Annotated in this window: 13 protein-coding genes; 10 read left to right on the forward strand and 3 right to left on the reverse strand. The window is 30.5% G+C overall.

Annotated features, from left to right (window positions below; translation table 11 throughout):
• From P8H50_RS04935 to P8H50_RS04970, 8 genes are all read left to right on the forward strand, one after another.
• On the forward strand, nucleotides 1-184 hold a 184-nt coding region (locus P8H50_RS04935), incomplete at its 5' end, for a hypothetical protein (RefSeq protein WP_300206211.1).
• Nucleotides 185-388: 204 nt separating this feature from the next.
• Nucleotides 389-727, forward strand: a complete 339-nt coding sequence (locus P8H50_RS04940; protein ID WP_300206213.1) for a hypothetical protein — start codon at nucleotides 389-391, stop codon at nucleotides 725-727.
• 42 nt (nucleotides 728-769) lie between these two features.
• Nucleotides 770-1,099 (forward strand): hypothetical protein, encoded by a 330-nt coding sequence (locus tag P8H50_RS04945; RefSeq protein WP_300206215.1) that lies wholly within the window; start codon nucleotides 770-772, stop codon nucleotides 1,097-1,099.
• 66 nt (nucleotides 1,100-1,165) lie between these two features.
• Nucleotides 1,166-1,882, forward strand: a complete 717-nt coding sequence (locus P8H50_RS04950; RefSeq protein ID WP_300206217.1) for an acetolactate decarboxylase — start codon at nucleotides 1,166-1,168, stop codon at nucleotides 1,880-1,882.
• A 273-nt stretch (nucleotides 1,883-2,155) separates the two neighbouring features.
• Nucleotides 2,156-2,302 (forward strand): hypothetical protein, encoded by a 147-nt coding sequence (locus P8H50_RS04955; RefSeq protein WP_300206219.1) that lies wholly within the window; start codon nucleotides 2,156-2,158, stop codon nucleotides 2,300-2,302.
• A gap of 2 nt (nucleotides 2,303-2,304) precedes the next feature.
• Nucleotides 2,305-2,862, forward strand: coding sequence for a DnaJ domain-containing protein (locus P8H50_RS04960; protein WP_300206221.1), 558 nt, complete (start codon nucleotides 2,305-2,307; stop codon nucleotides 2,860-2,862).
• A 3-nt stretch (nucleotides 2,863-2,865) separates the two neighbouring features.
• Nucleotides 2,866-3,183 carry a hypothetical protein gene (locus tag P8H50_RS04965; RefSeq protein ID WP_300206223.1) on the forward strand — a complete coding sequence of 106 codons (318 nt, stop codon included), beginning with the start codon at nucleotides 2,866-2,868 and terminating at the stop codon, nucleotides 3,181-3,183.
• Between the two features lie 210 nt (nucleotides 3,184-3,393).
• Nucleotides 3,394-4,188 carry a DUF3050 domain-containing protein gene (locus P8H50_RS04970; RefSeq protein WP_300206225.1) on the forward strand — a complete coding sequence of 265 codons (795 nt, stop codon included), beginning with the start codon at nucleotides 3,394-3,396 and terminating at the stop codon, nucleotides 4,186-4,188.
• Between the two features lie 13 nt (nucleotides 4,189-4,201).
• Here P8H50_RS04970 and P8H50_RS04975 read toward each other — a convergent pair whose 3' ends face one another.
• Complete coding sequence (locus P8H50_RS04975) at nucleotides 4,202-5,167, reverse strand: IS110 family transposase (RefSeq protein WP_300206227.1); 966 nt, start codon at nucleotides 5,165-5,167, stop codon at nucleotides 4,202-4,204.
• A gap of 432 nt (nucleotides 5,168-5,599) precedes the next feature.
• Here P8H50_RS04975 and P8H50_RS04980 point away from each other — a divergent pair, with 432 nt between their 5' ends.
• Nucleotides 5,600-6,166 carry a hypothetical protein gene (locus P8H50_RS04980; protein WP_300206229.1) on the forward strand — a complete coding sequence of 189 codons (567 nt, stop codon included), beginning with the start codon at nucleotides 5,600-5,602 and terminating at the stop codon, nucleotides 6,164-6,166.
• Nucleotides 6,167-6,256: 90 nt separating this feature from the next.
• Nucleotides 6,257-6,928, forward strand: a complete 672-nt coding sequence (locus P8H50_RS04985) for a hypothetical protein (RefSeq protein ID WP_300206231.1) — start codon at nucleotides 6,257-6,259, stop codon at nucleotides 6,926-6,928.
• Nucleotides 6,929-7,813: 885 nt separating this feature from the next.
• On the opposite strand, the gene P8H50_RS04990 is transcribed toward P8H50_RS04985, so the two are convergent.
• The gene (locus P8H50_RS04990; protein WP_300206233.1) at nucleotides 7,814-7,957 is read right to left on the reverse strand and encodes a hypothetical protein; all 144 of its coding nucleotides are present in this window, start codon (nucleotides 7,955-7,957) and stop codon (nucleotides 7,814-7,816) included.
• 237 nt (nucleotides 7,958-8,194) lie between these two features.
• Entirely contained in the window at nucleotides 8,195-8,707 is a 513-nt protein-coding gene (locus tag P8H50_RS04995; RefSeq protein ID WP_300206235.1) for a hypothetical protein, read from the reverse strand.
• Nucleotides 8,708-9,080 lie beyond the last annotated feature (373 nt).

Genomic DNA, 9,080 nt, shown 5'->3' on the forward strand with positions numbered 1-9,080 from the left:
ATCTGAATTTATTTTTAAAGCAAATGAAATGACATTATCCTATTTCGTTTATGAAAAAAAGAGGAGATTAACTATAAAACTAAATAGTTATGATGATAGTGAATTTAAGAACTATACTTTTTGGACAGAAACACAAGTTGATAAAATTCCTAGACTGTTGGAAATTTTAAAAATTATAAAATAAAATACTATTGCCAACAACGTGTATAATTCATTGCTAGTACTCGCCTACTTACGAAAATCCTTGCGGATTTTCTATCTGTGATTTGTTTGTTAACTTAGTTGCTTAACCACGCAACTAACCATACACAAACACGTTGGCGGTAATTATAAAATTGTGCTAAAAAGACTAATCTCCTAAAATGAAAAAAATAGTTACATTTGCATAATGAAATTTACAGTAATCATATTATTAACCTATTTTATTTTAATGAATTTGCTCCCAGTAGCAAAATTCATTAAAATGGAAATAATGGATTCTTGTGAAAATAAATGTATGCAACATTGCAATAAGCAAAAAAGCAAAGAAGGTAATAATCCTTTTAACGAACAAAATTGCATTTTAAATATTAATCTTTCCTCAATATTTGTTTTCCTACCAAATAATTTTACTTTTTCAGACGTTTACTTTAAATCAATAGCTGAGAAACAAAAATATTACTTCAAAGAAATTATTCTTAATGGTTATATTTCTAAAATTTGGCAACCTCCAAAAATTATTTGCTAAAATTTAGATTTTAAAAATAAATAATCATTTAAAAATAATACAATGAAAAATATAATTTCAATTGTAATGCTTTTACTATTTGTAAGTTTAAGCGTTAATGCTCAAGAAAAAAAACAATGTTGTGAGCAAACAAAAACATGTACAATGGACAAGAAAGCTTGTTCTGAAGAACAAATAAAAAATTGTAAAATGAACAATAGTAATTGTTCTGCTGACAAAAAAACTTGTTCATCAGAAGATATGAAAAATTGTAAAAGGGATAAAAACACTTGTTCTTTAAACAAAAAAACTTGTACAGAAGAAGAAAGAAAAAACTGTACAAGAGATAAAAAAGAAGCTTGTTTAGTTGGTAAAGCTGAAACAAAATCTTAATATTTAAAACAATTTTGGGAGTTTGGTATACCCAAACTCCCATTTTTTTTAACTAAAATTCATAAAATGAAATACATTATTTTATTAAATTCAATTATAATTCTTTTAATAACAAGTTGCAGTACAAGTACTAAACCAACAAAAAATAACATAAAAATCATTGGAGCAATGAAAAATGTGATGTGGAAAGGTGAACTTGCAGGAACAATAAATCTTGATACAATTAAGGACAAAAAAGGGCTTTATGGTATAGGACCAGTTGAATACCTAACAGGAGAACTATTAATAATTGATGGAAAATCCTATGTTTCTACAGTAACAACAGACACAACAATGGTTGTTGAGGAAACTTACCAAGTTAAAGCACCATTTTTAGTTTATGCTAATCAAACGGATTGGAATATTGAAGACTTACCTTCAAACATCAAGACAATTAAGGAATTAGAAGAGTTTATCGACAAAAAAGCACTTGATTTTAATAGACCTTTTGTTTTTAAATTGAAAGGGCAAATTGATAGTGCCAAAATCCATATTCAAAACTTACCCAAAGGAACAAAAGTCAGTTCCCCAGAAGAAGCACATCAAGGACAGATAAACTATGCAATAGGAAATAGTGAAGTGGAAATAGTAGGTTTCTTTTCAACGGAACATAAAGGTATTTTTACACATCACGATTCCAATGTACATATGCATCTAATTACAACGGACAGAAGAAAAATGGGTCATTTGGATAAAGTACTTTTTGGAAGCGGAGACATAAAATTGTACTTGCCGAAAAAATAAAAACTACCGCCAACACCGTATATAATTTATTGCTGGCTTCTTGCCTACTTACGAAAGTCCTCGCGGGCTTTCTTGGTTGGTAATTATTTACTAAATTAGGTGCTTTAAACACGCAATAAACCATATACAACAACGTTATGGGTAATTATTCAGAGTCGGAATAAACCGAAATCAGACTTAAAATGGTAGTAGGTAAAATAAAATTAGTTAATTATGAATTTATTAGTTAAAGCCATATTATCAATAGTGCTTTTTATTATTGGAGTTCTATGTATGGGGCTCTGGCCATACATAACTGTTCTACCAAGTATAGGCCTTTTTATAGCTTCAATTCTAGGAATCATTGCAATCTGGAAGAAAAGACCAGTTGAAGGAGAAGGTGACATTTTTAAAAACAAAGACAAACTGAATAAAGACTAAGCATGTTCAAGGATTACTATGTTATACTTGATATTTCCAAGTCAGCAACATTAGCTGAAATCAAGTCTGCATACAGAATTCAGGCTTTGAAGTGGCATCCGGATAAAAATCAAGAAACGGACACTACTGAAAAAATGAAGGAGATAAATGAAGCAAAATTAATCCTTACTGATGAAGAAGCTCGTATTCGTTACGACAAAGAACACACCCTTTATAAATCTTTTAAACAAAAAAAAGAAAAGCAGAAGAAAACAGAAGAATCTAAACATAAACACCACGCATCTAAAAAAGAAGAAAAGTCAGAAAAAGAAACCTATAGAAAGCAAAATGAAAAACCAAAAGAAGAATATTCAACATATCAGTTCGATGATGAGATTTTAAAAAAATGGATGGAGAATGCTAGAAAACAAGCCATTAGAAATGTTCATGAAATGATTAAAGAATTTGCAGACTCCTCAGTAATTGGATTTGGAACTTTTTTTAGTAATGGATTTAAGGCGATACTCGTGGCTTTTATTTTTATTATTATTCTTTTAATTATTAACTTTTTAAAAAATTGAAAAATGAAATTAAAACAAAATGTTACACTTGAAATTGTTCAGGAAAAACTTCGTAAAGAATTATCCTCGCATATAGCGGTTAAAAGCCGCTCTAATCCTATTAATAAAAAGGTTTTATGGATCGAAGCAAATAAAGATTCATTTGTTGGTATAAAAATATTCTTAAGAAATGATGAATTAAGATTAGATACACATATTCCTAGTTTTGTTGCAAGGATGTTTTTTGGTGGTCTAATCAGTGGTATATTCCATCATGGGTCAAGGAGAGATTTTAAACAAAAAATTGCTGATTTTCTAGTTTCTGAGTTTTATGACCAATAAAAAAACCCATAACAAAGTATAAAGCGCATTAAAACGCTCCTTATACGCACCGTTATATGCAAGCTAACCGAGAGCTAAATACTTTTCTTGATTACTAAAACTTTTAGCTATTTAATCATTTATTATATTTATTAATGATTAAATACATTTTCATTTTATAGCATTAAATTTGCAACATACAACACTTATAGTTAATAGATAAATTAAAAAATGAATAAAATAGAGTATATAGAAAATGAGATTTCTGAATTAAGAAATGAATTGAAAAATCATAAACTTTATGAAAATTTACGTAACATTAATGACGTGAAAATTTTTATGGAAAATCACATATTTGCAGTATGGGATTTTATGTCTCTTTTAAAAAATCTTCAAATAAATCTCACTAAAGTTCAAACACCTTGGACACCGCCAAAAAACGCAAAACTATCAAGATTTATAAATGAAATTGTTCACGGAGAGGAAAGTGACATTAATGAATTGGGAGAACCAAAGAGTCATTTTGAGATGTATTTAGATGCTATGCTCCAAGTAAATGGAAATACGAATGAAATCAATGATTTTATTAAGCTTATTGAATTGGGAAATTCAGTTGACTATTGTTTTAGTCAAGTTAATGTCGATAACAGAGTAGCTGATTTTGTTAAATTCACATTTTCGATTATTGAAACAAATAAGCCACACCTCGTAGCTTCTGCATTTACGTTTGGGCGAGAAGACGTTATTCCAGATATGTTTATCGAAATTCTTAAAAATTCAGATTCTGAAAACAAATTATATAGCAAAATAAATTACTATCTCGAACGACATATTGAACTTGACGGAGATGAACACGGTCCTCTATCTCTTGAGATGATTTCTGAATTATGTAAAGATGATGAGCAAAAATGGAATGAAACACTAACTGTAGCTAAACAATCATTAGAAAAACGAATTGAACTTTGGAATGCTATATCTGATTTAATACAGAATAAAAAGCCTGCATATAACAAAGAACTGAGTTAAAAAACAAGCAATTTTAAGCTAATCTTGAAACAAAGTTTTCATCATAAGGCAATCCACTTTTTGCAATAGCGAAAGCTTGTTTTAATAACTTATTCGCCACTGCTATTAATGCTAGTTTTTTACTCTTTCCTTTGGCTACTATTCTGTCAAATAGCGCTTTGCAAGCCTTGTTATATTTGTAAGCAGAAAAGGCTGCTAAAAACACTAAATTTCTAAGCTTTTTATTTCCTACTTTACTAATACGACTGCGTCCTCTTACACTACTTCCAGATTCTCTAATCGTTGGAGTTATACCAACATAACTACAAAGTTGTGATGCGGTTTCAAACTTCTTAAAACCATCTGTCACTACTATTAAAAATAAGGCTGTTTTCATTCCTATTCCTGGAATAGTTTGTAATAATGTTAATTGATGTTGCTGGTCCTGTTTTACTAATTCTAATAATCTTTCTTCTAATAGTTTTATCTCTTTTTTTAAGTGTATTAAATTTCTTTTTAAAGAGCGGTAAACTGTTTTTGATGGTACACCTAAAACGTCTTCACCATGTAATTTGTTCTTGGTTGCTGTGCTCTTTTTAACGTAACTATCAAGTAATCTAAACAGTTGCAAGCATTCCGCTTGTACATCTGTTAACGCATTATAAAGTGGCACTTCGTTTATTGTACCATATTCACAAATTGCTTTTGCATCACTTTTATCTGTTTTTACTTTAGCCAATTTCATTTGGATAAATCGTTTAACAGACAAAGGGTTTACAACCGAAACTGACACTCCTTTTTTGTATAAAAACTGTGCTAAACGGTAATGATAATAACCTGTAGCTTCCATAACTACTAATGCTTGTTTTGGCAAATTTTTTAAGAGCTGTTTAAAACCAGATTCATCATTTTTTAATTGAGCGTGACCTTTAGATCTACTGTAAATATCAAATACAGATTTACTAATGTCGATTCCATAAATTTTTCTATCTTTAATCATAAGAACTGAATTTGGAAAGAACAGATGCTACTCACATTTCAACAACTTGAAAACGAGATCTAGGTCTCACAGAACTGAACGAAGTTTAAGTAGTAAAAGAGAGAGGATTATCAATGTTGTCGAAGTCTTGGCTTCACCGTGTATATTAATCTTATTTCTCTCTTTTGTTCTTTCTATTTTATTATATAAATTTAGTGAAAGACAAACTTAAGACGTGTATAATTAATGGCTGGTTCTCGCCTACTTACGAAAATCCTTTCGGATTTTCTATTTGGTTTTTATTTACTAAATTAGGTGCTTAAACACACCACTAATCATACACAACAACGTTATGCGTCACTTTAAAAACACAGACTACAAGAAATGAAAACATTTTTAACTGACATATTTCCAAAAATTCAAAGGTTTAGTGAAAAACTTGACAATCTAACTTTGTTGACAAATCAACATTGGGTTTCAATTGATGACATTCTTTCAACAAAGACAGTTTATATTTTTAGGAACAACAATGAATTACTAGTTTCTACAAATGGCAAAGTTCAAAAGGAAAGATGGGAATATTTAGGAAACAAATCATTACTTATTGACAAAAAAGTTGATAGCTATTTATTTAAACATGGCTTCTTTGACGAAAATATTTTGGCTTTGAAAGTTGATAGTAGTGAAGAGTATGCTGTATTTGTAAATGAAAGTAAATATGATGGTGAACTAAACTCAATTGACAGAGTGTTCGACTTTTTGAGACGTAAGTATTTAGACCCAACAATAAAATCTACAATTGAGAATAAAACAGGACAACTAATAAATCCAACTAAAACAACTAATAATATTGTTTTAGTTAAACATGAAACAGATAAAGGAGTTATAGAAATAGCACCTTGCATGAACTTTAAAGGACAAGTGGCTTATATGAACGGACAACCAGCACCAGACGGCAAATATAAATATGGATTTATGTTAAGCTTTATTGTAGAAAATGGAATTATAGTGAAAGATTAAAAAGCGAACGCATAACACGGTGTATAGTGCATACCCTTCGGGATACGCACCATACACAAACCGTTGTGGTGCATTTAAAATAAAAACAACATGAATTTCTTTAAAAAACTATTCGGTGGCGGACAAACACCAACAAAGACGACCAACCAACCGACCCAGACAAGGACGACAACTCAGGAGAAACCCCAACCGACATCGCCACCCATGAACATATCGGACGGAGTACCCGAGATTGTCACCAAATACCGAGTGACCTATAAAGGACAATCACTGAGAAAGCTCAATGACCTGTACTTTGACATAATGGGACAATTGACAGCAGCGGAGAAAAAAGGAGACGTTAATAATCTTCTAATGCACTGTCAAGGGAGTTTGGGACTTCTTGAATCGTTAATCAAATACAACAAAAAGGAGTACGGCAGTTTTGACATCAAGACAATCCCTGCTCTTGACAAAGCCCTAATCTACTTTGCAATCAACGGCAACACAGGACAGCTCAAAAATATCCAAGACATTGTTGACTACTTTAAAGAATTGCACCCGTATAAAGAAGAAGTTGATGTAGCATTTGCCAGAAGAGACTTGGCAGCAAGAATCTATCAGTACGTCAAGGCAAACCCAAACTGTCTGCAGACTGACCTAAAAAAGAACATCGACTGTGATGATGGACGATTTATTTCTACAACAGTTCAGTATATGGAGAAAGCGGGTAAACTGACAAAAAAGAAAGAAGGCACCAAAATATTTCTAACAATCAAATAATGGCAGCGCTACAAATAAGAAACTGTATATCCTGTGGAGTAACTAACTCGTTTGTCTGGACCTCCAAAGGAGAACCACAATATAATTAAATTTTCTTGGCATCTATTTTCTAATAAGTACTTTTTTGAATGTTTTAGACTAAATCGAATTGCTGCCTTTGAAGACTTTAAAACCTTATACATATTTCTTAAATTTTGATTAATAAGGCTAAGATATGGCGAGAATACCGGTTGCTCGAGAGGTTGCTCCGCAGGTTTAAATCCTTGTTATTTCGTTTGATTTCTCTATACTATTTTATAATGATTTAGTCATTATACTGTTGATTTTCAATTTCTTACATAAAAATACGTAAAATGAGGTAAAACCTAAAACTTCCTGGAGGCACCACAGTAGAACCCGCAACCCCTACAGTTGCGGGTTTATAATTTTAAGTAAATCCTCCCCAAAATAGTTGGATTTTACGCCTTTTGGCTCCACTTTTTATTCCCAAGAATAATTTTTTATTTTTAAGAATAATTATTTGTTGTCAACTTATATACTTAGGTAAAATTCGTTTATCATTATTTAAGATTTAAAGGTTTGTGAAAACAATAAATTATGTATCAAAAGTCACACATATTAAAATTAATTAGGAGATTTTTTAGCTGTTAGTTTAACTTATCTAAGAGTATTAAAAGTAAGTGAGTTGGTGGAAAGTGATATGCCGATGGTGTAAAAGAAAACCTTGCACTTCAGTGGATTTTATTAATAATACTTAATAAATTTTATATTGATAGAGGCTCAAAAGTATATCTTGTGGGCACTAAGTTATGAGTCTTAAATATCCTGTGTGGATGGTTTAGAAAGCCATTCCTTAAGTTTATATGGGTTAGCATCAAAAAATAATTAAACTACATTTTTTTCATCAATTTTGGCAAAAATACATTTTGAACTATCACACCAATCTGAAAATTCATTTTTTACTGCATCATAACCTGATTTTTTAAAATCATCTGCATTATTGCAACTTGCTGTAAGTATTAAATTCATTTTAAATATATTTTAATTGTGAAATTAATAAATAATATTTAATTGCAAGGTTAAATTTATAATAATGCATTGTTAATATTTATTAGTAAGAGGTTTAGAAGTCCCTGAATTGAAAAGACGAAGAGATGCCAAGTTGGACAGCTATGAAATGGTTAAAATTCCTTGACAAACTACTTCAGGTTTAAAAAAGCCCTTATAAAAATATAAAGGCTTTTCAATTTTAATAAGCATTTAAAATTATTCTTTGCTGAATAAATAATTCATTAATCCCCCAAAATCACCATAAACTTGCTGATATCTTATTTTGCCTTCGGCATCAAAATCGAAAGATTCGTATAATTTTATAACCCCTGACTTGGCGGCCGTAGAATCTGTAGCAGGAAGCGTCACCTCCCAACTGCTGTAATGACGTACAGAGCCATCTGCCAATTTAGTTTGGGTATTTACACCTGGCAATAAAACTGGAGGTGAGGTAAGCAATTTAAAATTAAATGTTGCCCAACTTTGCTTGTTGTTTGTCATCATCTCATCCAAATTTAATGAATCTTTAGCTACTCCAAAGCCTGTATTTAACATTACAAAATCTTTTGCGAACATTGAATAATCAAGGTTTTCGTTTTGCCAACCTTCAATGTTGGTCATGACTGTTTTTGAATTTTTTTCAAAAGCCTCATTTGCCGAATTATCAGGTTTAGGCTGACATCCAATAAAGAAAATTGAGGCGAATAAAATAGAATAAATACTTTTCATAATATTGATTTTTAGTTAATTAAAAATAAAGGTAACTAATTATATAATACAAAATAAATAGTGTAGCAATAAAAAACGGTACCGTTTTATTGTTTTAGTAGATAACTCTATTGAAATATCGAACGTTTATATATCTCGCAGGGAGTTTATAAATACCAGTAATTTGATTAGTCTCATCGTCAAATATTGAGACGTTTGAATTTTGATTTCTCCGTCCCATTTATTATTCAATGTTACAGTGCTATTTTAATGGTTGAATTTCCTTATTTAAAATTTCAATTAACTCCTGTCCTGTTTTAATGTGATTTTCGTAAAATCCAGTTAAAGATGAATTACCTATACCCCCTCGAAAAAGAAGTCTCATAATGATTTT

This window comes from Lacinutrix sp., from assembly GCF_029238095.1.
GTDB lineage: Bacteria > Bacteroidota > Bacteroidia > Flavobacteriales > Flavobacteriaceae > Lacinutrix.